This is a genomic window from Aestuariibius insulae, from assembly GCF_040783535.2.
Taxonomy (GTDB): domain Bacteria; phylum Pseudomonadota; class Alphaproteobacteria; order Rhodobacterales; family Rhodobacteraceae; genus Aestuariibius; species Aestuariibius insulae.
This window is the reverse complement of sequence record NZ_JBFONW020000001.1, coordinates 379,787-403,609: the sequence shown is the minus strand read 5'-3', so window position 1 is coordinate 403,609 and position 23,823 is coordinate 379,787. Positions and strand designations below refer to the sequence as shown.

24 protein-coding genes are annotated in these 23,823 nt (G+C 61.7%); 15 read left to right on the top strand and 9 right to left on the bottom strand.

All coding sequences use genetic code 11. The features are described 5' to 3' along the window. Nucleotides 1-20: 20 nt before the first annotated feature. The 11 genes from bchL (at nt 21) to AAD018_RS01895 (ending at nt 9,207) form a co-directional block, all read left to right on the top strand. Nucleotides 21-923: a ferredoxin:protochlorophyllide reductase (ATP-dependent) iron-sulfur ATP-binding protein gene (bchL, locus tag AAD018_RS01945; protein ID WP_367313815.1), complete on the top strand. Its 903-nt coding sequence runs from the start codon at nt 21-23 to the stop codon at nt 921-923. Next, nucleotides 923-1,654 (top strand): magnesium protoporphyrin IX methyltransferase, encoded by a 732-nt coding sequence (bchM, locus tag AAD018_RS01940; RefSeq protein WP_367313816.1) that lies wholly within the window; start codon nt 923-925, stop codon nt 1,652-1,654. Before bchL ends, bchM begins: the two co-directional genes overlap by 1 nt. Further along, entirely contained in the window at nt 1,654-3,072 is a 1,419-nt protein-coding gene (locus tag AAD018_RS01935; protein WP_412005164.1) for a PucC family protein, read from the top strand. Before bchM ends, AAD018_RS01935 begins: the two co-directional genes overlap by 1 nt. A gap of 18 nt (nt 3,073-3,090) precedes the next feature. Continuing rightward, nucleotides 3,091-3,864, top strand: coding sequence for a photosynthetic reaction center subunit H (gene puhA, locus AAD018_RS01930; protein ID WP_367313818.1), 774 nt, complete (start codon nt 3,091-3,093; stop codon nt 3,862-3,864). 60 nt (nt 3,865-3,924) lie between these two features. After that, entirely contained in the window at nt 3,925-4,557 is a 633-nt protein-coding gene (gene puhB / locus AAD018_RS01925) for a photosynthetic complex putative assembly protein PuhB (RefSeq protein WP_367313819.1), read from the top strand. 5 nt (nt 4,558-4,562) lie between these two features. Beyond that, the gene (gene puhC / locus AAD018_RS01920; protein WP_367313820.1) at nt 4,563-5,021 is read left to right on the top strand and encodes a photosynthetic complex assembly protein PuhC; all 459 of its coding nucleotides are present in this window, start codon (nt 4,563-4,565) and stop codon (nt 5,019-5,021) included. A 59-nt stretch (nt 5,022-5,080) separates the two neighbouring features. Next, nucleotides 5,081-5,377, top strand: a complete 297-nt coding sequence (locus AAD018_RS01915; protein WP_367313821.1) for a hypothetical protein — start codon at nt 5,081-5,083, stop codon at nt 5,375-5,377. Next, nucleotides 5,374-6,501 (top strand): magnesium-protoporphyrin IX monomethyl ester (oxidative) cyclase, encoded by a 1,128-nt coding sequence (gene acsF / locus AAD018_RS01910; protein WP_367313822.1) that lies wholly within the window; start codon nt 5,374-5,376, stop codon nt 6,499-6,501. Before AAD018_RS01915 ends, acsF begins: the two co-directional genes overlap by 4 nt. 79 nt (nt 6,502-6,580) lie before the next feature. Next, nucleotides 6,581-7,384 carry a putative photosynthetic complex assembly protein PuhE gene (gene puhE / locus AAD018_RS01905; protein WP_367313823.1) on the top strand — a complete coding sequence of 268 codons (804 nt, stop codon included), beginning with the start codon at nt 6,581-6,583 and terminating at the stop codon, nt 7,382-7,384. Further along, nucleotides 7,381-8,595: a 5-aminolevulinate synthase gene (gene hemA, locus AAD018_RS01900; RefSeq protein WP_367313824.1), complete on the top strand. Its 1,215-nt coding sequence runs from the start codon at nt 7,381-7,383 to the stop codon at nt 8,593-8,595. The genes puhE and hemA overlap by 4 nt, the downstream gene beginning before the upstream one ends. A gap of 108 nt (nt 8,596-8,703) precedes the next feature. Continuing rightward, complete coding sequence (locus AAD018_RS01895; RefSeq protein WP_367313825.1) at nt 8,704-9,207, top strand: c-type cytochrome; 504 nt, start codon at nt 8,704-8,706, stop codon at nt 9,205-9,207. Between the two features lie 325 nt (nt 9,208-9,532). Here the strand turns inward: AAD018_RS01895 and gyrB are convergent, their stop codons facing one another. The 7 genes from gyrB to mutM form a co-directional block, all read right to left on the bottom strand. Further along, nucleotides 9,533-11,947, bottom strand: a complete 2,415-nt coding sequence (gyrB, locus tag AAD018_RS01890; RefSeq protein ID WP_367313826.1) for a DNA topoisomerase (ATP-hydrolyzing) subunit B — start codon at nt 11,945-11,947, stop codon at nt 9,533-9,535. A gap of 97 nt (nt 11,948-12,044) precedes the next feature. Continuing rightward, the gene (gene recF, locus AAD018_RS01885; protein ID WP_367313827.1) at nt 12,045-13,130 is read right to left on the bottom strand and encodes a DNA replication/repair protein RecF; all 1,086 of its coding nucleotides are present in this window, start codon (nt 13,128-13,130) and stop codon (nt 12,045-12,047) included. A 15-nt stretch (nt 13,131-13,145) separates the two neighbouring features. Beyond that, on the bottom strand, nt 13,146-14,264 hold the full coding sequence (dnaN, locus tag AAD018_RS01880) for a DNA polymerase III subunit beta (RefSeq protein ID WP_367313828.1): 1,119 nt from the start codon (nt 14,262-14,264) through the stop codon (nt 13,146-13,148). Nucleotides 14,265-14,387: 123 nt separating this feature from the next. Beyond that, nucleotides 14,388-15,698: a chromosomal replication initiator protein DnaA gene (dnaA, locus tag AAD018_RS01875; RefSeq protein ID WP_367313829.1), complete on the bottom strand. Its 1,311-nt coding sequence runs from the start codon at nt 15,696-15,698 to the stop codon at nt 14,388-14,390. A 784-nt stretch (nt 15,699-16,482) separates the two neighbouring features. Then, entirely contained in the window at nt 16,483-16,746 is a 264-nt protein-coding gene (gene rpsT / locus AAD018_RS01870; RefSeq protein WP_367313830.1) for a 30S ribosomal protein S20, read from the bottom strand. Nucleotides 16,747-16,904: 158 nt separating this feature from the next. Further along, nucleotides 16,905-17,681, bottom strand: a complete 777-nt coding sequence (locus AAD018_RS01865; protein WP_367313831.1) for an enoyl-CoA hydratase — start codon at nt 17,679-17,681, stop codon at nt 16,905-16,907. 61 nt (nt 17,682-17,742) lie between these two features. After that, nucleotides 17,743-18,594 carry a bifunctional DNA-formamidopyrimidine glycosylase/DNA-(apurinic or apyrimidinic site) lyase gene (gene mutM / locus AAD018_RS01860; protein ID WP_367313832.1) on the bottom strand — a complete coding sequence of 284 codons (852 nt, stop codon included), beginning with the start codon at nt 18,592-18,594 and terminating at the stop codon, nt 17,743-17,745. A 137-nt stretch (nt 18,595-18,731) separates the two neighbouring features. On the opposite strand from mutM, the gene ubiE reads away from it, so the two are divergent. Both ubiE and ubiB read left to right on the top strand, forming a co-directional pair. Then, nucleotides 18,732-19,475, top strand: a complete 744-nt coding sequence (gene ubiE, locus AAD018_RS01855; protein ID WP_367313833.1) for a bifunctional demethylmenaquinone methyltransferase/2-methoxy-6-polyprenyl-1,4-benzoquinol methylase UbiE — start codon at nt 18,732-18,734, stop codon at nt 19,473-19,475. Next, nucleotides 19,476-21,005: a 2-polyprenylphenol 6-hydroxylase gene (gene ubiB / locus AAD018_RS01850; protein ID WP_367313834.1), complete on the top strand. Its 1,530-nt coding sequence runs from the start codon at nt 19,476-19,478 to the stop codon at nt 21,003-21,005. On the opposite strand, the gene AAD018_RS01845 is transcribed toward ubiB, so the two are convergent. Both AAD018_RS01845 and AAD018_RS01840 read right to left on the bottom strand, forming a co-directional pair. Then, complete coding sequence (locus AAD018_RS01845; protein ID WP_367313835.1) at nt 21,002-21,652, bottom strand: flagellar hook capping FlgD N-terminal domain-containing protein; 651 nt, start codon at nt 21,650-21,652, stop codon at nt 21,002-21,004. The two genes, ubiB and AAD018_RS01845, sit on opposite strands and share 4 nt — an antisense overlap. Before the next feature lie 15 nt (nt 21,653-21,667). Continuing rightward, nucleotides 21,668-22,996, bottom strand: coding sequence for a flagellar hook-length control protein FliK (locus AAD018_RS01840; RefSeq protein ID WP_367313836.1), 1,329 nt, complete (start codon nt 22,994-22,996; stop codon nt 21,668-21,670). Between the two features lie 100 nt (nt 22,997-23,096). Between AAD018_RS01840 and AAD018_RS01835 the strand changes: the two genes are divergently transcribed. Beyond that, nucleotides 23,097-23,375 (top strand): rod-binding protein, encoded by a 279-nt coding sequence (locus tag AAD018_RS01835; RefSeq protein ID WP_367313837.1) that lies wholly within the window; start codon nt 23,097-23,099, stop codon nt 23,373-23,375. A gap of 1 nt (nt 23,376) precedes the next feature. Beyond that, complete coding sequence (locus AAD018_RS01830) at nt 23,377-23,706, top strand: flagellar biosynthesis protein FlgN (RefSeq protein ID WP_367313838.1); 330 nt, start codon at nt 23,377-23,379, stop codon at nt 23,704-23,706. Nucleotides 23,707-23,823: the final 117 nt, after the last annotated feature.

Below are 23,823 nucleotides of genomic sequence, written 5' to 3'. Positions count from 1 at the left end.
CCCACTGAAAGGAGGGCCCTATGAGCCCGCTCGATATCAAAAGCCCTCCGGTTCTGCGGGGTCAGGACGGGGAAGGATCTGTGCAGGTGCATCAGGACGCCTCTGCCAAGATTGAGGGGGCCAAGGTCTTTTCGGTTTATGGAAAAGGGGGAATCGGGAAATCGACGACCTCGTCGAACCTGTCCGCGGCCTTCTCAACCATGGGCAAGCGGGTGCTGCAGATCGGCTGCGATCCCAAGCATGACAGCACGTTCACGCTGACCGGATCTCTGGTGCCGACGGTGATTGACACCCTTAAGGAGGTCGATTTCCACGCCGAGGAGCTACGGCCCGAGGATTTTGTCCATGAAGGCTGGGGCGGCGTGATGTGCGTGGAAGCCGGCGGTCCCCCCGCAGGCACAGGATGTGGCGGTTATGTCGTGGGCCAGACCGTAAAGCTTCTCAAGCAGCATCATCTGCTGGAGGACACCGATGTCGTGATCTTCGATGTGCTGGGCGACGTGGTCTGCGGCGGCTTCGCGGCGCCGCTGCAGCATGCCGACCGGGCGCTGATCGTGACGGCCAATGATTTTGACAGCATCTATGCAATGAACCGGATCATCGCCGCGGTGCAGGCCAAGGCGAGCAACTACAAGGTGCGGCTGGCCGGCTGCGTCGCGAACCGGTCCAAGGATACGGATGAGGTGGACCGCTACTGCAAGACGGTAGGGTTCAATCGGATCGCGCATATGCCCGATCTGGATGCCATCCGGCGATCGCGGCTCAAGAAGAAGACGCTCTTCGAGATGGAGGCTGACGACGACATCCTTGCGGTGCGCGAGGAATATGTGCGGCTGGCCCAAACGCTTTGGAACGGCACGGATCCCCTGGCACCCGCGCCTCTTCCGGACCGCGAGATCTTCGAACTGCTGGGATTCGATTGATGAGTGTCCTGTCTCCGCGCCGTCCCGGGCTTGATCCGGGACCTCTGGCCCCCGGATACGGCGAGACGCGGGACCGGGTCGAACACTATTTCGACCGGACGGCGACGCGGGTGTGGGAACAGCTGACATCAGATGCACCCGTCTCAGGTATTCGTGCGACCGTGCGGGCGGGGCGGGACCGGATGCGGGAGGTGCTGTTATCTCAGCTTGGTCCGGACCTGAGCGGACGGCGGATCCTCGATGCCGGATGCGGAACAGGGGCGCTTTCCTTCGAGCTTGCAGCGCGCGGGGCGGATGTCGTGGCCGTCGACCTGTCTCCCGAGCTGGTGAAGATTGCCGAGGCGCGATGCCCGAAGGGTCTGGCGCGCCGGATCACCTTTACCTCCGGCGACATGACCGATCCGGCGCTTGGGCGGTTTGACCGTGCCGTCGCGATGGACAGCATGATCTACTATTCCGCCGACGATCTGGCGGCCATGATGGGGCGGATCCTGCCGCGTCTAGAGCGCGGGCTCCTCTTTACCGCCGCGCCCCGGACACCGCTTCTGATGACGATGTGGCGGATCGGGAAACTCTTCCCGCGCAGCGACCGTGCGCCGGCTATGGTGCCGCAGACGGCCGCCGGGATCTCATCGGCCTTGCGCCGCGCGAAAGTAGCGGCGCCTCTGCGCGAAATCGACCGGATCTCCTCGGGCTTTTACATCTCCACCGCCCTTGAGGTCGCACCATGATGAAGGGCGCCATTAAGCAGATGGGGTTGAGGATGCTGCCGTTCTCGGATGCAGCCTCTCCAGATCTGCCGATGGCGCAGCTATTGCGTCTGTCGCTGTTCCAGGTCTCTGTTGGCATGGCAGCGGTGATGCTTCTGGGCACGCTCAATCGCGTGATGATTGTCGAGTTGAGCGTGTCGGCCATCGTGGTCGCAACGATGATCGCGATCCCCGTCCTTGTCGCACCCTTCCGCGCCGTGCTGGGGTTCCGGTCGGACACCTATCGCAGCGCGATCGGATGGAAACGGATCCCGTATCTTTGGTTCGGATCGCTGTGGCAGTTCGGCGGCCTTGCGATCATGCCGATGGGGCTGCTTGTCCTATCCGGGTCGCAAGCCACGGGGCCAAGCTGGGCCGGAGAGGTCGGCGCGGCGCTCGCTTTCCTGCTGACCGGGATTGGCATGCATATGACCCAGACCGCCGGGCTGGCGCTGGCGGCGGACCGGGCGACTGAGGAGACGCGGCCCAAGGTCGTGGCCCTGCTTTACGTGATGTTCCTTGTCGGGATGGGCGTCTCGGCCCTGATCGTCGGGGGGCTTCTCCAGAATTTCAGCCAGCTGCGGCTGGTGCAGGTTGTGCAAGGGACCGCGGTTGTCACGATCGTTCTGAATGTCATCGCATTGTGGAAGCAGGAGCGAATGGCTCCGATGACAAAGGCCGAGCGCGAGGTTCCTCGGCCCGACTTCGGGCTGGTATGGAAGGAGTTCGCGCAGGGCGACACGATGCGGCTGCTGGTCGTGATCTTTCTGGGAACGATGGCGTTTAACATGCAGGATGTTCTGCTGGAGCCCTATGGAGGAGAGATCCTCGGCCTGTCGGTCTCTGCAACGACGCTCCTGACGGCGGCCTGGGCCTGCGGGGCACTGGGCGGCTTCGCGCTCGCGGCCAATCGACTGGCGTTGGGGCGGGATGCACACCGGCTGGCGGGAGGCGGGATCCTGGTTGGGCTACTTGCCTTCACGCTGGTTATATTTTCGGCGCCCATTGGGTCGCCGCCGATGTTCTTTGTCGGTGCGCTGCTCATCGGATTTGGCGGAGGGCTTTTTGCGGTGTCGACCCTGACAGCGGCCATGGCCTTGCCGGTCCAAGGACATGCCGGGCGCGGGCTTGCCCTTGGCGCCTGGGGCGCGGCGCAGGCAACGGCGGCGGGTCTGTCGATTTTCCTAGGCGGCGCGATCCGGGATCTCGTCACGCTTCTGACGGCGAACGGACAGTTCGGAGAGGCTCTGGCCACTCCCGCAACAGGATACTCGGCGGTCTATCACCTCGAGATCGGGCTGCTTTTCATCACACTCATTGCTTTGGGGCCGCTGGTGCGGCGCCGGATGCTGACCGGGCAGGCGGAGGGCTCTTTCGGGCTTGCCGACTTCCCCACCTGACCAACGGAGGACACCCAAATGGTTGGAACGGAATTTTTCGGAAACTTCGATCTGGCAAGCGCCGCGATCTGGCTCTTCTGGATCTTCTTTGCCGGGCTGATCTACTACTTGCAGGTCGAGAATATGCGCGAAGGCTATCCACTGGAAGATGACGAGGGGAACCTCGCGCCCAATCAGGGACCCTTTCCGCTGCCCAAGCCCAAGACGTTCAAATTGCCTCACGGGCGCGGCGAGCTGACGGTGCCGACGATGGCCCCCGAAAGCCGCGATGTGGCGCTTGCCCGAACATCCCACGCAGCGGGTTCGCCCTTTGTGCCGACCGGAGATCCGATGGTCGACGGTGTCGGACCAGCGGCTTGGGCGCCGCGCGAGGACCTACCGGAGCTGGATGGTCACGGGCATCCGAAGATCCAGCCGCTGTCGATGGTCGAAAGCGAATTCGGCATCAGCGCCGGGCGCGATCCGCGCGGCCTGCCCGTTCAGGCTGGTGACGGAGAGGTCGTGGGCCGCGTTGTCGATCTGTGGGTCGACGTACCCGAGCAGATGGTGCGGTTCCTGACCATCGACCTCAATCCTGAGGGGACCGGGCGCACCCGGCTTGCCCCGATCCATATGTGCCGGATCAAGTCCGACCGGGTGAAGATCCGGTCGCTCTACGAGCACAACTTCGAGGGGATTCCGCAGATCAAGTCGGACCGCGAGATCACCAAGCTCGAAGAGGAAAAGATCATGGCCTGGTATGCGGGCGGCACGCTCTATGCCTCGCCCAAGCGTCTCGAAGCGCAGTTCTAAGGGAAACCTGCGGGGCGGCCTCGCCAGCCGCCCGGCCCAATCGCGAGGAGGGAGCCCGCGATGAACCACGACGATTTCAAGTTCGAACCCGTAAGGGGACTACCCGAGGCGTTGCCTCCCGGGGAGGTGATCCTCTGGCAAGGTGCACCCTCGCCATGGCGGCTCGCCCGCGAGGCGCTCGGGCTCTACTGGGTCGCTGGGTATTTTGCGCTGCTGGCGGTTTGGCGGGTGGGTGTGTCCTCCACCACCGAACCGTTTGGCCTCGCAATGGCCCATGCCATTCCATTTCTCGTAATTGGCGCGGTCGCCTGTTCGGTGCTGATGCTGATCGCCCTCATTCAAGCGAAAGCGACGGTCTACACACTGACCAACAAGCGGGTCGCGATGCGGATTGGAGCGGCGCTGACAATGACGCTGAACCTGCCCTATACGCAGATCGCCAATGCGGAGCTCGACAAGCGCAAGTCGGGCCATGGCACTATCGCCTTCGAGCTGATCGGTGAGACGCGGTTCAGCTACATTCTGTGCTGGCCGCATCTCAAACCATGGCGGATGCGCAAGACCGAGCCCGCATTGCGCTGCGTTCCGAATGCCGCGCGGGTCGCTGAGATCTTTGCCGAGGCCGCCGAAACCCGGCTGTCCGAGCCACAGATCGAACGGGTCGCAGACATTCAGCAGATCGCGGCGGAGTAACGGATATGAGCAATCTTGAAAGCCAGATGCGTCTTCGCGACAAGGAGATGGTCCCCCGGATCCTTGTCTTTGCAATGTTCTCCGTGATGGCCCTGTCGCTTGCGATGGTCACCTTCGCCACATTGACAGACCGACCAAAAGTCGGGGTTCTTGCCGGAAGCGCCATCGTTAAAGATGTCACAATCCTGATGAAGGGAGACCGAAACGGGAAGGTCACCGTCTTTAATACCGATGGTGTGGAAATTGCCCGCTCGGACGAAAGCCGTAACGGGTTCATCAGCGTCATGTGGCGGATGCTCGACCGCAAGCGGATGCTCAACGATGCGGATCCGGATGCTCCGGTCCGGGTGGCATTGCTCGAGAACGGGCATGTTTCCGTGATCGACGACGCGACCGACTTTTCGGTCGAGCTGATCGGATACGGAAAAGACAACGTAGCCGCATTCCAGCGGTTGATTGACTGACATCAAGGCGGCGGCCAGCCACCGTCGTCTTGGATCGCAACATCAGAGGAGGGAACCTGATGGGACTACTGACGAGAGAGAAGGAGACGGCCCCCTGTACCGTAACGGTCAGCCACCGCTTCGAGGAACTGTCGGCGCATGTGCGGTTCGACAATGGTGCCGTCGTGCATCCCGGTGACAGCGTTCAGGTCCACGGCGCCGAGATCATGGCGCCCTACGGCGAGGTCATCGAGGAGAAGCGCCAGGCCACGATCACGCGGGCATCCAAGCTCGAACGGCTTTGGACGCGCGCGACGGGTGATTTCGAGTTCATGGAATTGTGCGAATTCAGCTTCTCCGAAGAGGTGATGTCATGAATGTCCAGGCCAAGAAGCACTCTGCCGATGCCGCGACCGCCGAGGAAGGTCTCGCTGCCGATAACATGGCGATGCCCGTCGATAGCAAGACGGCAACCGAAGTCGCGATGCAGAACACGCTGCTGACGCCGCGGTTCTACACGACCGATTTCGACGAGATGGATGCGATCGACGTGACCCCGGTTCGCGAGGACTGGGATGCGTTGATCGCTCGGATGACCTCGGATCCGAACAAGGGTCACTTCAAGAAAAACGAGGACTGGGATCAGGTCGATTGGGACGGCATGGATCCGGAATTGAAGCGCGAATTCATCGACTTCCTGATCTCATCCTGCACGGCCGAGTTTTCAGGCTGCGTCCTGTACAAAGAGATGAAGCGGCGCGGGTCAAACAGCGACATTACGACCCTCTTTCAGCTGATGGCGCGGGACGAGGCGCGGCATGCGGGTTTTATCAACGATGCGCTGCGCGAAGCCGGAATCGCTGTGAACCTCGGCTTTCTGACGCAGCAGAAGAAGTACACCTATTTCCGCCCCAAGTTCATCTATTACGCGACCTATCTGAGCGAGAAGATCGGCTATGCCCGTTACATCACGATCTTCCGCCATCTTGAGGCGCATCCTGAGCACCGCTTCCACCCGATCTTCAAATGGTTCAAGGAATGGTGCAACGACGAGTTCAGCCATGGCGAAGCCTTTGCTTTGCTGATGAAAACCGATCCCAAGCTAACGTCGGGCGGCAATAAGCTGTGGATCAAGTTCTTCCTGACGGCGGTTTATTCGACAATGTGGGTGCGCGATCATCAGCGGCCTGCCTTCCACGAGGCGCTTGGCGTCGATACGACGTGGTATGGGCAGGAGGTGTTCCGCAAGACGTCCGAAATTTCCAAGCAGGTCTTTCCGATCACGCTCGACATTGATCATCCGCGTTGGCGCAAGGGGCTGGACCGGCTCGAAGTGGCGAACCGGCAGATTGCCAAGGGTAAAGTGTCGGGTGGCCTGGGGGGGTCGTTGAACCGCATGGCCGGGATGGCGAAGGCTGCGGCGGCGTTCGTGTCGCTCTATACCATTCCTGCAATCAAGCATGACATCCCCGAGGATACCCGGTTGGAGCCAGCTTATTGAGTCTTAGCAGCTTTATAAACGCGCGGCTCTTCGCAGCCAAAGGTTCCGGCTTATGGCCGGGCCTCACGGGGGGATGCTCATGAGCCTCTCGCCGTGGATCGCCGCGCTTTCGGCGCTGTTTCTCTGGTGGTTCTCGACCGGCGCGCTTCTGCTGCTCGTGCGGCGGGCCGACCGGGCCGGGGGATGGGCGCATCGGCAGCTTCTCATCATGGCTGTGCCGCTTTTGGTGCTGGGGGTGATCGGTCTTTGGCAGTCGTTGGCCTGGGACGGGATCGGCGGCGTCTACGTTGGATTTGCGGCGGCTCTAGCGATCTGGGGCTGGATCGAATTGGCGTTCCTGACCGGCATCATCACCGGACCCGAACGGGCGCCCTGCCCTCCGGGATTGTCGGGTCTGGCCCGGTTTTCAAAGGCTTGGGGGACGGTTGCCTGGCACGAACTGGCTTTGACGATGGGTCTTCTGCTGATCGTTATCGTCTCGAGCGGCGCTGAAAATCAGGTGGGTCTGTGGACCTACGTGATCCTCTTCGTTGCGCGCATCTCGGCCAAGCTGAACCTCTTTTTCGGCGTGCCGCATATGACGACCGAATTTATCCCGCGCCCGCTGTCCCATATGGCCAGCTATTTCCGCAAAGGATCGGTCACGGCGGCCTTTCCCATCGGGATCACGGTGCTGACCTTTGCGGCGGCATGTTTCCTGTTTCAGCTCAGCCTCGCCGAGACCGATGCGGAGGCGGCCACATGGGCGCTTCTGGCGGCGATGGCGGTGCTCGCAACCCTCGAACATTGGCTGATGGTGGTGCCGCTGGCCGATGCGAAACTCTGGCGCTGGATGCTTCCCGCGCCTCTGCCTGCCTCTCAAGACGAAAGACCCAGATCATGAATTACGACGCGCTTTTTCAAGACCAGCTCGACACGCTCAAGGCCGAGGGCAACTACCGGATCTTTGCAGAGCTGGAGCGGCAATGTGGAAAATTCCCGCGAGCCGCGAACCACCATCAAGATGGCGTGCGCGACGTAACCGTATGGTGTTCCAACGATTATCTGGGAATGGGGCAGCATCCCGCAGTGATGGAGGCCATGTGCGAGGCCGTTCAGCGCTGCGGTACGGGGGCCGGCGGGACGCGAAATATCTCTGGGACGAACCACGATCACCTGCTTCTTGAGGCAGAGCTGGCGGATCTTCATGGCAAGGAGGCGGCGCTTCTTTTCACCAGCGGATATGTGTCGAACTGGGCGGCGCTGTCGACGTTGGGATCGCGGCTGAAGGATTGCGTGATCCTGAGCGATGCGGGCAATCATGCCTCGATGATCGAGGGGATCCGGCACAGCCGGGCAACCAAGGTGATCTGGAAGCATAACGATGTCGAGGATCTGGAGCGCAAGCTGCGGACGCTGCCTGCGGACGTGCCCAAAGTCGTAGCCTTCGAGAGCGTCTATTCGATGGATGGCGATATTGCTCCGATCCAGAGAATCGTTGAAATTGCAGAGAAATACGGCGCGATGACCTACCTGGACGAGGTCCACGCGGTCGGTCTTTACGGGCCTCGCGGCGGCGGGATCTCCGAGCAGGAGGGCGTGGCCGACCGGATCACTCTGATCGAGGGAACGCTTGGAAAAGCCTATGGTGTGGTGGGCGGATATATCACCGGATCGGTCGCTCTTTGCGACTTTATCCGAAGCTTTGCCAGCGGGTTCATCTTTACCACGGCCTTGCCTCCGGCAGTGGCCGCGGCGGCGCGGACGTCGATTGCGCATCTCAAGGTCAGCCATTCGGAGAGAGCGCGTCAGAGGCGTCAGGTGGCGCTGCTTAGATCGCGGCTTGATGCGCAGGGGATCCCGCATCTGATGAACGACAGTCATATCGTGCCGGTGATGATCAAGGATCCGGTGAAGACCAAGATGCTGGCCGATATCCTGATGGACGATTGGGGCATCTACGTGCAGCCGATCAATTATCCGACTGTCCCTAAAGGCATGGAAAGATTGAGGTTTACGCCGTCTCCGCTGCATTCGGATGCCGATATCGAGCATCTGGTCTCGGCGCTTTCTGTCCTATGGAAGCAGTGCGCGATCAATCATGCGGTTGCGTGATATTGTATGACAAGTCGAGATGCGCTTTGTCTGGACCAGCTATCGAGACATGCTAGGTTCCAACACAATGTGGTCTATGGATTACTGAAAAATCGTAAGGGAGTTCCTATGAAACATCTTGCCATTGCCGCTGCGGCGGCGCTTTTGACGGCTCCGGTTCATGCGGAGGGTCATATCGATCTGAGCGGCCTGCAAGGTGATGCAGCCGCCGGAGAAGAGCAGTTCAACCGGCAGTGCGTGGCGTGCCACGTGGTGGTCGACGAGGAAGGCGAAACGATTGCCGGACGCAATGCCCGGACCGGCCCAAACCAGTATGGTCTGGCCTACGAACTCGTTGGAAATGAAGAAGATTTCCGCTATTCCGACGGTCTGATCGCGATCGGCGAGACCGGTCAGCGATGGACCGAGGACGCTTTTGTGGCCTATGTTCAGGACCCCACCGGCTGGATCCGCGAGACGCTGGATGATCGCCGGGCGCGGGGCAAGATGAGCTATAAGGTGCGCGACGAGCAGGAAGCCTATGATCTTTTTGCCTATCTCGCATCGGTTGGTCCGGTCCTGGAAGGCGAAAAGCTGGAAGCTTTTGAGGCGGATACGGCTGAAGGCAGCTAAACCCCTCTTTCGAAACGATTTTGAGCCGCCTTCGGGAAACCGGGGGCGGTTTTTTCGTGTCTGATGATAGGATTTGAGGCTCGCTGGAGGACGGGTTCGAAGGGTCTGACGGAAAACAAAGGTTAACACGCCGGTTTTCCGAAATTTGGGCATGCGGCATCCGGTCGGAGTGCCGTCGGCATCTGGTCGGAGGATTCGCCGCGCGGTGGCGGATTAACGCTGCGCACGGTGCCCCCTCCGCAACGGGGATCTACAATCCATCCTTTAAGACATGGATTGTTTCAGCGCCTCCCGCCCCCTCAAAGATGGGCCGGGAGGCGCCGGATCAGAAGTCGAGATTCTCGACCGAGAGCGCGTTCTGCTGGATGAACTCGCGGCGGGGTTCGACGACGTCTCCCATTAGCTTGGTAAAGAGATCGTCGGCATCGGCAAGGTCCTCCACCTTGACCTGCAGCAGGGTGCGGGCGTCGGGGTCGAGCGTGGTCTCCCACAGCTGGTCGGGGTTCATCTCTCCGAGGCCCTTGTAGCGCTGGAGGGTGTTCCCCTTCTCGCCCTCTTCGAGGATCGCCTTGAGCAGGTCCAACGGGCCATGGATGAGCTGCGTGCGCTCCTTGCGGTGGAGCGTCGCGGGCGTCGCGTAGATCTCTTGCAGGGACTGTGTGAAGCTGCCGGTGCGGCGCGCCTCGCCGGAGCGGAGCATCGGGCCGTCGAGGGTGCGCACCTCTTCGACGCCGCGCAGGAGGCGGGCAAGGCGGATGCCGCGATCCTGCGTGATGCGACCTTGCCAGCCCTGTTCGTATTCCAGCGCGATCAGGTCGAGCCTGCGGGCGACGCGGTCGGCGGTGCCTTGCAGGTCGCTGTCGACCACGCCGGGCACGAAGGCGCCCGCGATGGCCGCCTGTTCGAGGATGTGGCGCGGGTAATGCGTCGGAAAGGCATCGAGGACGCGGCGCAGCTGGCGCGCTTCATCGACGATGCGGCGCAGGTCCTGACCGGTAATCTCGGAGCCGTCGCCAAGGCGCAGCATCGCACCATCGATGCCCTGGTCGATGAGGTAGTCCTGCATCTCGGCCTCGTCCTTGAGGTAGACCTCGGACTTGCCGCGGCTGACCTTATAGAGCGGCGGCTGAGCGATATAGAGATAGCCGCCTTCGATCAGTTGGGGCATTTGGCGGAAGAAGAAGGTCAGCAGGAGCGTGCGGATATGCGCGCCATCCACGTCGGCATCGGTCATGATGACGATCTTGTGGTAGCGCAGTTTGGAGATGTCGAACTCGTCCCGGCCAATGCCGGTGCCGAGGGCCATGACCATGTTGCCGATTTCCTGAGAGCCGAGCATGCGGTCGAAGCGGGCCCGCTCGACATTCAGGATCTTGCCCTTGAGGGGGAGGATGGCCTGTGTCCTGCGGTCCCGGCCCGTCTGGGCGGAGCCGCCGGCGCTGTCGCCCTCGACCAGGAAGATCTCGGTATTGGCGGGGTCCTTGTCGGAGCAATCCTTGAGCTTGGAGCTGAGGAAGTTCATGTCCATCGGGTTCTTGCGGCGCGTCAGGTCGCGCGCCTTGCGGGCGGCCTCACGGGCGAGCGCGGCTTCGACGATCTTGCCGACGATCTGCTTGGCCTCGTTCGGGTTTTCCTCGAACCATTCGGCGAGCTTTTCGTTCACCAGATTTTCGACCGCCGGGCGGACCTCGGAGCTGACGAGCTTGTCCTTGGTCTGGGAGCTGAACTTGGGGTCGGGCACCTTGACCGACAGAACACAGGTCAGCCCTTCGCGGGCATCGTCGCCGGTGAAGGAGACTTTCTCCCGCTTGGCGATGCCGGAGGTCTGGGCGTAGCTGTTGATCGTGCGGGTCAACGCGCCGCGAAAGCCCGCCATATGGGTGCCGCCATCGCGCTGCGGGATGTTGTTGGTGAAGGGCAGCACGTTCTCGTGGTAGCTGTCGTTCCACCACATCGCGATCTCGACGCCGATATCGTCGCGCGTGCCTTCGATGAAGATCGGCTCGGGCAGGACGGCGGTCTTGGACCGGTCGAGATATTTGACGAATTCCTTGACGCCGCCTTCGTAGAAGAGCTCGGTCTCGAGCGGTTCGGCGGGGCGTTCGTCGCGCAGCAGGATGCGGACGCCGGAATTGAGGAAAGCCAGTTCGCGCAGGCGCTTTTCCAGCGTCTCGAAGGAATAGTCGAGGTTCGAGAACGTGTCGGTCGAGGCCATGAAGCGGACCTCGGTGCCGGTGCGGTCGGTGTCGCCGAGCACTTTGAGATGCTTGGTCGTGAAGCCGCCTTCAAAGCGGGCCACGTGTTCCTTGCCCTCGCGCCAAATGCGCAGCTCGAGCCAGTCGGAGAGCGCGTTGACGACCGAGACGCCGACGCCGTGCAGACCGCCGGAGACCTTGTAGGAATTGCTGTCGAATTTGCCGCCCGCATGGAGCTGGGTCATGATGACCTCGGCCGCGGAGACGCCTTCTTCTTCGTGGATGCCGACGGGAATTCCGCGCCCGTTATCGGAGACAGAGACAGAGCTGTCGGCATGGATTGTGACGGTGACGCGGTCGGCGTGACCGGCGAGCGCTTCGTCGATGCCGTTGTCCACGACCTCGTAGACCATATGGTGCAAACCCGAGCCATCATCGGTGTCGCCGATATACATACCGGGGCGCTTGCGAACCGCCTCTAACCCCTTGAGAACTTTGATGGAATTTGCGCCGTAGTCCTCCGGCGCGGGAGTGGCATCTGCCATGGGATTTTCCCCGAATTATTGATGGCCCTATATACGAAGTGTGGGGGCGAATGTCACCCTTTGGCGCTATATTTTGTGTGCCTTGGTGGGGGTGATGTCAGGGGGCGATGCGCGAGATGCCATCGGTTTCCAGAACCTCGATCCGCTGGGCGCGGTCGCCCAGATCCTCGAAGAGCTCGGCGCCCGTTCCGGTCATCCAGGCCTGGGCGTTCAGGGCGATGATCTCGTCATAGAGCGCGGCGCGGCGACCGGCATCGAGATGGGCGGCGACCTCGTCCAGAAGCAGGAGCGGCGGGGTGCCGATCTGGGCCGCAAGGGCGCGGGCATTGGCGAGGATGAGGGAGATGAGGAGGGCCTTCTGCTCTCCGGTGGAGCAATCGCGGGCGGGGATGTCCTTGGCCGCGAAGGTGGCGAGAAGGTCGGCGCGGTGTGGGCCGACAAGCGTGCGGCCCGCGGGCAGATCGCGGGGACGGCTGGTCGCGAAGGCGGCGCGGAGGGCGTCTTCGGCGTCCGGGGCGTCATCGTCCAGCGCGAGGGTCGCCGTGGGGAAGGCGGTTTCGGTCGCCTCTTGGGCGGCGGTGAGCTGCGCGATGGTGTCCTTGCGGTTGGTGGTAATCTCGGCTCCCGCCTTAGCCATCGTCGCCTCGAGCGCGGCGTACCAGTGGGGGTCGCGGACCTGATCTTTGAGCAGGCGGTTGCGTTCTCGCATGGCCTTTTCATAGGTCAGGACCGCCTCACCATGGCGCGGCTCGAACGACAGAGCGGCGCGGTCGAGGAACCGGCGGCGGCCGTCGGCGCCCTCGATCCAGAGCCGGTCCATCGCCGGGATAAGCCAGAGGACGCGGGCGATGCGACCCAGCGCCGTCTGGCTGGTGGTTTTGCCGTCGATGCGGGTCTGGCGGGCGGCATGATCCTCGGACCAGGTTTCGATTTCGTGGGTGCGTCCCTGGGCGGTCAGATCGGCAGTGATTTTCCAGCCGATCGCCTCGGGGCGGCGCGTCATCTCTTGCGCGGAGGCGCGGCGCAGGCCGCGACCGGGAGAGAGCAGCGAGACCGCCTCGATCAGGTTGGTCTTGCCTGCACCGTTGGGACCGAAGATCGCGACGGGGCGCGGATCAAGGTCGAGCACCGTGCGATGGTGCGAGCGGAAATGGCTGAGGGTGAGGCGGGTGAGCGCGGTCATGCGCCCCGGGCGGCCTCAGACGCGCATCGGCATGACGACATAGACCGCGCTTTCGTCATTGCCTTCGCGCATCAGGGTCGGATCGCCGCTGGCATTGAAGAGGAAGACGGCGTTCTCACGATCCACCTGCCCCGCGATTTCGAGCAGGTATTTGGCGTTGAAGCCGATCTCGAGCCGTTCGTCGCCATAGGCCACGGCAAGCTCTTCCTCGGCATTGCCGGCATCGGGCGCGTTGACGGAGAGGACGAGGCGATCCTCGTCGATCTGCATCTTGACGGCGCGGGAGCGTTCGGAGCTGACAGTGGCGACACGGTCGACGGCCTTGGCGAAGTCGGCGGCGTCCACCTCGAGCCGCTTGGTGTTGTTCTGCGGGATGACTCGCGTGTAGTCGGGGAAGGTGCCGTCGATGACCTTGGAGGTCAGGGTGATATCCTCGGTCGCGAAGCGGACCTTGGTTTCGGAGACGGAGACGGCGATCTGGGCGTCGTCATCGTCGAGCAGCTTGCGCAGTTCGGCGACCGTCTTGCGCGGGACGATGACGCCCGCCATCTCGGCGGCGCCGTCGGGCAGGTCGGCATCGATGCGGGCGAGGCGGTGGCCGTCGGTGGCGACGCAGCGCAGCTGTTTGCCGCCCTCGCCGTCGGCGACATGCATATAGACGCCGTTGAGATAATAGCGCGTCTCTTCAGTGGAAATCGCGAATTTCGACTTGTCGAAGAGGCGGCGCAGCATCGGGGCGGGCGCGGCGAAGTTCGTGTCGTAATCAGCGGATGCCATGACGGGGAAGTCTTCGCGCGGGAGCGTGGCGAGCTGGAAATGCGAGCGGCCCGCCTCGATGGCGAGGCGGCCCGTAGTGCCGTCATCGGCGAGCGTGACGAGCGCGCCGTCAGGCAGCTTGCGGACGATTTCGTTGAGCGTGACGGCGTTGACCGTCGTGGCGCCTGCCCGTTCGACCTGGGCGGGGGCGCGATCGACGACCTCGATATCGAGGTCGGTGGCGCGGAAGGTGACACGGTCGCCTTCGGCTTCGATCAGGACATTGGCGAGGATCGGGATCGTGTTGCGGCGTTCGACAACGGATTGGGCCTGGGCCACGGCCTTGAGAAGGGCGGCCCGCTCGATGCTGATCTTCATATCCCTGTTCCTGCTTTTGACGTGCCCGGGTCCGACGGCCCCAGCCGGGACCGCGACGGTAGCCGTTTCGGGGGGAGCCTCAAGAGGTTTTTGTGACGGGGCTGTAACCTGTTGCGCCCGGGCCTACTCTTCCAGCTGGCGGCGCAGATTTTCCAGATCGTCCGAGAGCTGGCTGTCCTTGATCCTGAGATCCTCGATCCGGCGAACGCCGTGGATGACGGTGGTGTGGTCGCGTCCGCCGAACCGGCGCCCGATCTCGGGCAAGGAGCGGGAGGTCATCTGTTTGCAGAACCACATGGCGACCTGGCGGGGGCGCGCATAGTCGCGTTTGCGCTTGGGGCCGATCATGTCGCTGAGGCGGATCGAGTAGTATTCGCTGACCTTGCGCTGGATCTCTTCGACGGTGACCTTGCGTTCCGAAATCCGCAGGATGTCGGCGAGGCAGTCCTGCGCGAGTTCCAGCGTGATCTCGCGGCCGACGAGCGAGGAGAAGGCAAAGAGCCGGGTCAGCGCGCCTTCGAGGACGCGGACATTGGTCGAGATGCGGTGAGCGAGAAATTCCAGCACGCCATCGGCGACGACCACGTCGGGGTCAGTGTTCTGATGGGAGGTGAGCTTGGATTGCAGGATGCCGAGGCGCAGCTCGTAATCGGTCGGGTGCAGATCGACGACGAGGCCGCATTGTAGGCGCGATTTGATGCGGTCTTCGAGATCCTTGATCTCTCCCGGCGCGCGGTCGCCGGAGATGATGATCTGCTTTTGATCGTCGATGAGCGAGTTGAACGTGTGGAAGAATTCTTCCTGCGTGGAGGATTTGCCGGCGATGAACTGGACGTCATCGACCATCAGCACGTCGACGGAGCGGAAAAGGTGCTTGAAGTCCATCATCGTGTTGTCGCGGATGGCGCGGACAAACTCGTACATGAACTTTTCAGCGGAGATATAGAGCACGTTGAGCTCTGGCTGACGCTGGCGCAGCTCGTGGGCGATGGCGTGCATCAGGTGCGTCTTACCAAGACCCACGCCGCCATAAAGAAAGAGCGGGTTGAAGCTGACCGGACCGCCTTCGGCAACGCGTTTGGCGGCGGCATAGGCCAGCTCGTTCGGCTTGCCGACGACGAAGCGGTCGAAGGTAAAGCGCTCTTCCAGAGCGGGGGACGGGACGGTCGCAATGCCGGACGGCGCGGCTGCGACGTTGGCGACATCGAAAGCCAGGCGCTTGACGCTCTCTCCGGAGCGGTTGAGCTGGTAGATGATCTGGTCCGCGAAGTTCTGCGAGACGTAGTTGCCGATGAAGGTCGTGGGGACACCGAAGGTACAGACGCCGTCTTTCAGGTCTCGAAAGACGAGAGGCTCGATCCAGCTTGTATAGTGGCTTGTGCCGAGCGTTTTCTTGAGCTCATTGCGGACTACTCCCCATTGATCCTTCGTCATTCCCACCTGCGCCTGTTCCCGTTCGATCTTCACCAAAGGGTGGATATTTCCCCCCTTCGGACGGCCCTCGTTCGCCGCCCTGTTCCCAACGGTTCCTCATCCTTTTCGCAGGACAAAACCGGCCATGTCCGGTGCAACCCCGTTGCACGCGGTACGCCTTGACCGGCGTTTGACGAAGAGCCCGCCTGCGCAGATGGAGGGGCATCTGTCGATGCCTCGGTCCCGCGCAACGGACCCGTTCGGACATGTCTGTTGCTATGACGAACCGCGACGGATCGTCAGCTGCAGACGCGAAGCGTTGATCTTGCGAGCGACCTCCGTGGCCGATCCGGACCTTGCCTCACCGTGAATCACAGACCCCAAAACGAAGTGTCCGCGCAGTCGTCCCAACCGACGATGCCGACTTTGAGGTCTGTCTCTTCACCATGTCCCCCCAGGACGATGTGAATCGCATGGGGCAAGCTAGCAAGGGCGCTGCGGACCTCGCAAGATGAACAACACCCTTGACTAAACAAATGCTGAATCGAATCTCGAACTCGTAATCCCATCAAAGACTTGCCGCGGGAGCATCCTTGGCAGACTGCCCGTTTGGCGAGACTCCCGACGCACTGGTCGCGCCGTTTTTGTCACTAATCTGTTTCAAAAGTGTGCGCCTATGGAAGGGTCGGCCAGACTCTGCCACCCGGCGGATCCGGCGCCTCGCTCCCCCCCTCCCCCGGAACGACAAATGGCCCCGCAGATTTCCCTGCGAGGCCATCGTGGTCCGATCCAACCGGCGGCGCGATTAGCCGATGGCTTTGACGCGAGCCGACAGGCGGGACAGTTTCCGGGAGACGGTGTTCTTGTGGTAGACGCCCTTGGTGACGCCGCGCATCAGTTCGGGCTGAGCCGCGCGCAGGGCCGCGGTCGCCGCTTCTTTGTCGCCGGAGGCGATCGCCTCTTCGACCTTGCGTAGGAAGGTGCGGATGCGCGAGCGGCGTGCTTTGTTGATCTGGAAGCGCGTCTCGTTCTGGCGGGCGCGCTTTTTAGCCTGGGCGGAGTTTGCCATGTGTCGGTGTCCCTTTGCCGGGTTGATGTAAGTCGCACGTCACCCGCCAAATCCGGAACGTCGGTCGCCGGGACGAATCGAGCCTGAGAAGCGGGCTACACGCGCATGTCTGGCGGCGGTCTTTGAGCGAAGTCGGGCCTGCGGTCAAGCCCTATCCGCTATTTGTCGCGGAACTGGGCCTCGCGTTTTTCGATGAAGGCGGCCATGCCCTCGGCCTGATCCTCGGTTGCGAAGAGCGCGTGGAAGAGGCGGCGTTCAAAGAGCAGACCTTCGGAGAGCGTGGTCTCGTAGCTGCGGTTGACGGCTTCCTTGACGGCCATCGTGGCGATCTGGCTTTTCTCGGCGATCTTACCCGCGCAGGCGAGGGCCTCGTCCTTGAGTTTCTTGGCGGGCACGACGCGGGAGACAAGACCGGAGCGCTCGGCCTCATCGGCATCCATGAAGCGGCCCGTCAGGTGCATGTCCATCGCCTTGGATTTGCCGACGAAGCGGGTGAGCCGCTGGCTGCCGCCGATCCCGGCGACGACGCCGAGATTGATCTCGGGCTGGCCGAACTTGGCGGTGTCGGCGGCGATGATAAAGTCGCACATCATCGCAAGCTCGCACCCGCCGCCCAGCGCGTAGCCCGCGACGGCGGCGATGATCGGCTTGCGGCAATTCAGCAAATCGCGCGTCTGGGTGCCCATGTAATCGCTCGTGAACATATCCACGAAGGACTTGGACGCCATTTCCGAGATATCGGCACCGGCGGCAAAAGCCTTGTCCGAACCGGTGATAACGATGGAGCGGACCTTGTCGTTCTCGCCCGCCTCGCGGATCGCCTGGGCCAGCTCTCCGAGCAAGGCGGCGTTCAGCGCATTAAGCGCGTCGGGACGATTAAGGGTGATGAGTGCCACGTGATCGCCGATGTCGACGATGATGGTTTCGAATGCCATGATATCCTCTGGCTTCGGTTTGACAGACTTCGTGCTTAACAGCCGGTGCCGAGCTTTCAAGCTATCTTTGGCAGGTCGGACAATAGAAGCTCGACCGGCCGGACTGGACGATCCGGCGGATCGTGCCGGTGCAGCCATCGCTGGTGCAGGCCGCACCCTCGCGGTCATAGGCGCGAAAGGTGTGCTGAAAATAGCCGAGCTCTCCGTTTGTCTGGCGGTGATCGCGCAGGGACGAGCCGCCCGCCTCGATCGCGTCCGTGAGCACGTCGCGGATGATCGGCACGAGGCTGTGGATCCGTTTGGCTGACAGGTTGCGTGCTTTGCGGCGCGGGCTGATACGAGCGCGATGGAGCACTTCGCAGACATAGATGTTGCCAAGGCCCGCAACGATGCGCTGATCGAGGAGCGCGGTCTTTATGGGGGTGGCCTTGCCTTCGAGAGCGGTGGTGAGTGAGAAGCCATCGAAGCTGTTGCCCAGCGGCTCAGGGCCAAGCTTGGCAAGCAGCTTATGTGCGTCGATGTGGTCCGTAGGGGCAAGATCCATGGCGCCGAAGCGGCGCGGGTCGTTGAAGACGATGCGAGCGCCATTCTCGGTCTGCAGGACGACGTGATCGTGCTTTGCCTGCGGAAGCTTCGCGTGATGGAAGACGCCAGGCGCGGCGCTTTCGATCAGCATCCGGCCCGACATGCCCAGATGGATCAGCAGCGTCTCGCCGGTGTCGAGATCGGCGAGGATGTATTTCGACCGCCGCCGGAGACGGTCGACCCGCGCGCCGGTCAGACGCTCGGCCATTCGATCGGGGAAAGGCCAGCGCAGATCAGGGCGATTGACGTCGGCCCGGGCGATGCGCGCGCCTTCGAGGACGGGCACAAGGCCGCGCCGGACGGTTTCGACTTCGGGAAGTTCGGGCAAGGTCTTTGCTCTTTTCCAGGGGCAGAGTGCGGATATAGGGCGCGCGGCCGCCTCTCGCAAACAGGTGCGGCCTTGTCGGCCTTTGTGATTTGCGCGCGCAGCCTATATCGCGAGGGAGCGACTAGCAGGACGGGCCCATGACCGACGACGAGAAGACGACGCATTTCGGGAACGAGACGGTTCCGGAAGGGGAAAAGGCGGACCGGGTCAGGGGGGTCTTTACCTCGGTCGCATCGCGCTATGACGTGATGAACGACGTGATGAGCGCGGGCATTCACCGGCTTTGGAAAGACGCGATGATGGACTGGCTCGCGCCGCGAGCCGGGCAACGGTTGCTTGATGTGGCAGGCGGGACCGGCGACATCGCGTTTCGCTTTCTCAAGCGGGCCGGGGCCGCCGAGGCGGTCGTGCTGGATCTGACAGAGGATATGCTGGCGGCGGGACGCAAGCGGGCTGAGGCGGAAGGCGCGTCGATCGAATGGATCGCGGGCGATGCGATGGCGCTGCCGTTCGAGGATGCGTCTTTCGATGTCTATACGATCTCGTTCGGGATTCGGAACGTGACGCGTCCCGCCGATGCGCTGGCCGAGGCTTTTCGCGTGCTGCGGCCCGGCGGGCGGCTGATGGTTCTGGAGTTCTCGCAACTGCCCAATCCGGCGTTGCAGGCGGCCTATGATGCTTATTCGTTCAACGTGATCCCGCGCATGGGCCAGATGATCGCCGGAGATCGCGAGAGTTATCAGTATCTGGTCGAATCGATCCGAAAGTTCCCGGATCAGGAGATGTTTCTGGGGATGATCCGCGAGGCGGGATTCGAGCGGGCAAGCTACCGGAACCTGTCGATGGGAATTGCGGCGCTGCATTCCGGCTGGAAGATCTAGATGCGGGGTCCTCACAATATCTGGCGGTTGATCCGGACGGGCGCCACGCTGGAGCGGACGGGCGCGATGAACGTCGTGCTCGATGCGTTTCAGGCGCCGCCCTCGCTTAGGATCGTGGCCAAGGCCTTGGGCTGGCCGTTCAAATGGGCCGGGCTGAAGGGCGATCCGAGCATGCCGCCTGCGACGCGGGCGCTGACCGCTTTGGGGCCGGCCTATATCAAGTTCGGGCAGATCCTGTCGACGCGGCCCGATGTCGTGGGCGACGAGCTGGCTGTGCAGCTGCGGGTGCTTCAGGACAAGCTGCCGCCGTTCTCCATGGAGGAGGCGCGCGAGACGATCGAGAGCGAATTGCAGATGCCGGTCGAGGCCGCCTTTGCCGAGATCGGGCCGCCGGTTGCGGCGGCATCCATCGCGCAGGTTCATCGCGGCAAGCTGGTCGAGAGCGGCGAGGATGTCGCGATCAAGGTGTTGCGGCCTGGGATCGAAAAAGCATTCCGCAAGGATATCGATGCGTTCTACCTGGCCGCCCGGATCGTGGAGATCTTCTCTCCGGGTTCGCGGCGGCTGCATCCGACCGAGGTCATCGAACACTTCGAAGGTGTCGTGAACGGGGAGCTGGATTTCCGGCTGGAAAGCTCGGCTGCCGCCGAATTCGCCGCCAATACGAAAGGCGATGCCGGATTTCAGGTCCCCGAGATCAAGTGGTTCCTGTCCTCCCGCCGGGTGATGACGTTGGGCTGGGCGCAGGGTGTCCCGGCGGGCGATAACGATGCGCTCGATGCGGCGGGGCATGACCGCCGCGCCTTGGGAGAGCGGGTTCTGAAGCTGTTTCTCCAGCATGCTTTGCGCGATGGATATTTTCATGCCGACATGCATCAGGGGAATCTGAAGGTCGCGCCGAACGGGGACATCATCGCAATCGATTTCGGCATTATGGGACGGCTCGATGCCTATACGCGCCGGGTCTATGCGGAGATCCTGTTTGGGTTCATCCGCAAGGATTACCGGCGTGTGGCGGAGGTCCATTTCGAGGCGGGGTATGTGCCTGCGGACCGGGACGTGGACGAGTTTGCGCGTGCGTTGCGTGCGGTGGGCGAGCCGATCTTCGGCATGGATGCGACCCGGATTTCGATGGGCCGGCTTTTGACCTACCTCTTCGAAGTGACCGAACGGTTCGGGATGGAGACGCGAACCGAGTTGATCCTGCTGCAGCGGACAATGGTAGTGGTCGAAGGCGTGGCCCGGTCGTTGAACCCGCATATCAACATCTGGGAAGTCGCTCAGCCGGTGGTCGAATCCTATATCACGAACAATATCGGGCCGAAGGCGCTGCTAGGCGATCTGGCAAAGACTGTCCGGATCGTCTCTCGCTTTGGGCCCCGGCTGCCCCAGATGGCGGAAGCCGCATTGATCCGGCAGACCAATCCCAAGGCGCCCACGCGCACGCGTCGCTGGACGCATCCGCTCATCATGATGCTGGTGGGGGGCGGTCTGGTCCTGTTGGGGATGGTGTTTGAAAGCCTGCTTTAAGATCGGAGCGCGGTAATCTCGCCCGCAGGCACCGCCGCGCCGCCTGAGATGATGGCGACATTGGCTCCATCTTCGACCCGGACCTCGGTCACCCGTGCGTAATGTGCGACGGGATCCCGCTGCACGATCTGTCCGTCGAGCTGACTTTCGATGCGGAACGTATAGGCGCCCGCAGGCAGGGGCGCGCCTGACGCATCCCGTCCGACCCAATCGATCGGCCCAGGCTCTGCGGGAAGCGATTCGCGCGCGACCTCTGTGCCGCGAGCGTCGTAGACAACGAGTGCGCGGGTGTCGGCGCGCGCGATCGGTTCGGGCAAAAGCGTCAAAGGAGCGCCATCAAAGAAGGCAGGCGCGGTTGTTCGCGCCTCCATCCCGACCCAGCCTGCCATCTGGCCAAGGCCCGATACCTGCGATTGTTGCGTGAGCCGGGTCAGCAGATCGTTTGTCAGAACCTGCTGTTCGACCGATGAAAACTGGGCGAGTTGCGCCGCATAGTCGTCAGAATCGACAGGATCCGACGGGTCCTGATTTTGCAGCTGTGCGGTGAGGAGGTTCAAAAAGGTCTCGAAATCCGAACTGATGACCGAGTTGGTCGATGTCTGGGTGCGACCCGATTGGGGCGTCGAGAGGTCGGTCTGAATGTCCATGGGCTGTCCTATTGGTCAGAGGCGAAGGTCAAGTCGGTCCGAGAGACTGTATCGTTGGGGGGGTGTGGCAGCTTGAGGGGCGGTCTCCTCGGTCGCTGGAGAGGCGTCACCTTCCAGTGATGGCTCGGCATCTGGGGACGTCTGCCGGTCCTGAAACTGAAGATCGAGCCCGTCATATCCCATCTGGGTAAAGTCGGAGAGGAGCAAATCGGCATTCCGCCTTAGCAAATCGAGCGTATCGCTCCGGTCGGCAGTAACGAGCATGACGGTCTTTCCTTCTTGTTGGGTCAATTGGAGGCGAACCTGTCCCAGCTCTTCAGGTGAAAGGGTAATCTCGATCTGACCCGAAGCGGATGTGCTGAGCGCCGCAGAAATCTGACGCACGACGCCGGCAGGATCGGCTTGCACCGGCTGAAGACCTCGCGGAGCCGCCTCGAGACCAGTACGAAGGATCGTGGATCCTCTTTCAGATGTTTGTCCTTCAGCGCCCAGATCTGCGAAGGCGGCCGCGCTGTCGTCCGACATCTGGACCGGAAGAGGAGCAGACGTCACAGGGGCAAGAGGCACAGCAGGCAGAGATATCGAATGCGGCGACGGGGACCCTGGCCGAGTTGGCGCCAGAACGGTCGAAATTTCTATACTCTTAGGCGTCGCTTGCGCGCTTCGGGATTCGGTTGGTGACTTCATTTCGTGGACCGCGACATTCCATGCGACGGGCGGAGAGGACTTGGACGCCTCGCCGGTCGGAGCAGGAGACGTTCGGAGATCAACCCGCGCGACAACGTTTTTCAGGTCCTCACCGGATGGATTGGCCCGCGATATATTCGAGGGGTCCGGGGGCCGTTGATGGGAACCGACATGCAGGTTCTGAGGACGAGACATGTCTGCCGATAGAATATGATGTGGCTCAGTCGGCTGTTGTGACCGAGAGACGTCCTGCGCTGACTTTGCGTTCAGCGGTTCTACCGTGCCATCCTCAGAGCTTTTCCCGGCATCGCTAGCGAGAGGCGTCCGTTTTGTCTCATCTATCCGCCTATCACCGGGTTCGATACCGTTCGATATCGCGATATCCCCACTTCTTTTCAGTTCATTCTTTTTTTTGGTAGTCGGAAGCTCTAAATCCTGCGCACTTTCCAGATCAGATGTTGTCTCTAGTTCTTCTGTTTGAGGAAAAACCCCATCCGCGAGGCTTCTATCTTTTGGCTTCTGAGGTATTTCTTTTTCAATATTGGCTAAAATATTCGAGAAATTTGAAACGATATCCTTATCAAGGATTTCGATCAATCCTTCCGATCGAGAGATACCCGAAGGCGTAGGAATCTCCTGTGTGGAATAATCATACATTGTTATAGCTCCGGACTTCATACAGCTGATCTATCATCCAAAGGCTTACGATTTCTTTACCCGCGATACCTAAATTCGGCTTGAGTGAAGGAGATTCGAGATGGATATCGGTCAAATTGCTGCAGCCTCCCACCGCGAGAACGAGGTGCGTCTGCGCGCTGCCTCCGATGATCTCGAGATCAGCTTTCTGACCGAGATGCTGAAGGAGGCGGGCCTTGGTCGCGCTCCGGCTGATTTCGGAGGAGGAGCTGGTGAAAATCAGTTTGCGTCTTTTCTTGTGAGGGAGCAGGCGAGCCTGATTGTTGCCGCTGGTGGCATCGGCCTGTCGGAAACCATATTTAATTCCCTGATAGCAAGGGTAAATCATGCCAAAGAGTAGATTGACATCGGAGGTTCTGACACTCCTTCAGGCCGAGCGGGCCGCGCTGCTATCGGGTTCGTTCAGCGATCTTCCGGCTATTTCGGACCGTATCGAACGCCTCTTTGACAGGCGGCTGGAACCGGGCATCGACCAGGATGGTCTTCAGTTTTTGCGGGATATGGCGACGCGCAATCAAACCCTCATAACCGCAGCGCTGGACGGCATACGGGACGCACGCGCCAGGCTACAGCACCTGAGGACGGTCGCAGACACGCTTTCCACCTATGACAAAATTGGTCAGCGTGTCGACGTTACCGTTACTGGGTTATTATTGGAAAGAAAGCTCTAATTATACAAAAATGCCTCGTAGTCTTATTTGCGGTAGTAACTCAATATTAAGCTCGTGAAGTGAAGAAGAAATACCAGAACGGAAAACGCAGACATCTTAGCGATATCTGCATTTTGT

Excerpts from the sequence above, each read along its gene's own strand:
- bchL (WP_367313815.1), top strand. The coding sequence starts at position 21 with ATGAGCCCGCTCGATATCAAAAGCCCTCCGGTTCTGCGGGGTCAGGAC.
- bchM (WP_367313816.1), top strand. The coding sequence starts at position 923 with ATGAGTGTCCTGTCTCCGCGCCGTCCCGGGCTTGATCCGGGACCTCTG.
- AAD018_RS01935 (WP_412005164.1), top strand. The coding sequence starts at position 1,654 with ATGAAGGGCGCCATTAAGCAGATGGGGTTGAGGATGCTGCCGTTCTCG.
- puhA (WP_367313818.1), top strand. The coding sequence starts at position 3,091 with ATGGTTGGAACGGAATTTTTCGGAAACTTCGATCTGGCAAGCGCCGCG.
- puhB (WP_367313819.1), top strand. The coding sequence starts at position 3,925 with ATGAACCACGACGATTTCAAGTTCGAACCCGTAAGGGGACTACCCGAG.
- puhC (WP_367313820.1), top strand. The coding sequence starts at position 4,563 with ATGAGCAATCTTGAAAGCCAGATGCGTCTTCGCGACAAGGAGATGGTC.
- AAD018_RS01915 (WP_367313821.1), top strand. The coding sequence starts at position 5,081 with ATGGGACTACTGACGAGAGAGAAGGAGACGGCCCCCTGTACCGTAACG.
- acsF (WP_367313822.1), top strand. The coding sequence starts at position 5,374 with ATGAATGTCCAGGCCAAGAAGCACTCTGCCGATGCCGCGACCGCCGAG.
- puhE (WP_367313823.1), top strand. The coding sequence starts at position 6,581 with ATGAGCCTCTCGCCGTGGATCGCCGCGCTTTCGGCGCTGTTTCTCTGG.
- hemA (WP_367313824.1), top strand. The coding sequence starts at position 7,381 with ATGAATTACGACGCGCTTTTTCAAGACCAGCTCGACACGCTCAAGGCC.
- AAD018_RS01895 (WP_367313825.1), top strand. The coding sequence starts at position 8,704 with ATGAAACATCTTGCCATTGCCGCTGCGGCGGCGCTTTTGACGGCTCCG.
- gyrB (WP_367313826.1), bottom strand. The coding sequence starts at position 11,947 with ATGGCAGATGCCACTCCCGCGCCGGAGGACTACGGCGCAAATTCCATC.
- recF (WP_367313827.1), bottom strand. The coding sequence starts at position 13,130 with ATGACCGCGCTCACCCGCCTCACCCTCAGCCATTTCCGCTCGCACCAT.
- dnaN (WP_367313828.1), bottom strand. The coding sequence starts at position 14,264 with ATGAAGATCAGCATCGAGCGGGCCGCCCTTCTCAAGGCCGTGGCCCAG.
- dnaA (WP_367313829.1), bottom strand. The coding sequence starts at position 15,698 with ATGACGAAGGATCAATGGGGAGTAGTCCGCAATGAGCTCAAGAAAACG.
- rpsT (WP_367313830.1), bottom strand. The coding sequence starts at position 16,746 with ATGGCAAACTCCGCCCAGGCTAAAAAGCGCGCCCGCCAGAACGAGACG.
- AAD018_RS01865 (WP_367313831.1), bottom strand. The coding sequence starts at position 17,681 with ATGGCATTCGAAACCATCATCGTCGACATCGGCGATCACGTGGCACTC.
- ubiE (WP_367313833.1), top strand. The coding sequence starts at position 18,732 with ATGACCGACGACGAGAAGACGACGCATTTCGGGAACGAGACGGTTCCG.
- ubiB (WP_367313834.1), top strand. The coding sequence starts at position 19,476 with ATGCGGGGTCCTCACAATATCTGGCGGTTGATCCGGACGGGCGCCACG.
- AAD018_RS01845 (WP_367313835.1), bottom strand. The coding sequence starts at position 21,652 with ATGGACATTCAGACCGACCTCTCGACGCCCCAATCGGGTCGCACCCAG.
- AAD018_RS01840 (WP_367313836.1), bottom strand. The coding sequence starts at position 22,996 with ATGTATGATTATTCCACACAGGAGATTCCTACGCCTTCGGGTATCTCT.
- AAD018_RS01835 (WP_367313837.1), top strand. The coding sequence starts at position 23,097 with ATGGATATCGGTCAAATTGCTGCAGCCTCCCACCGCGAGAACGAGGTG.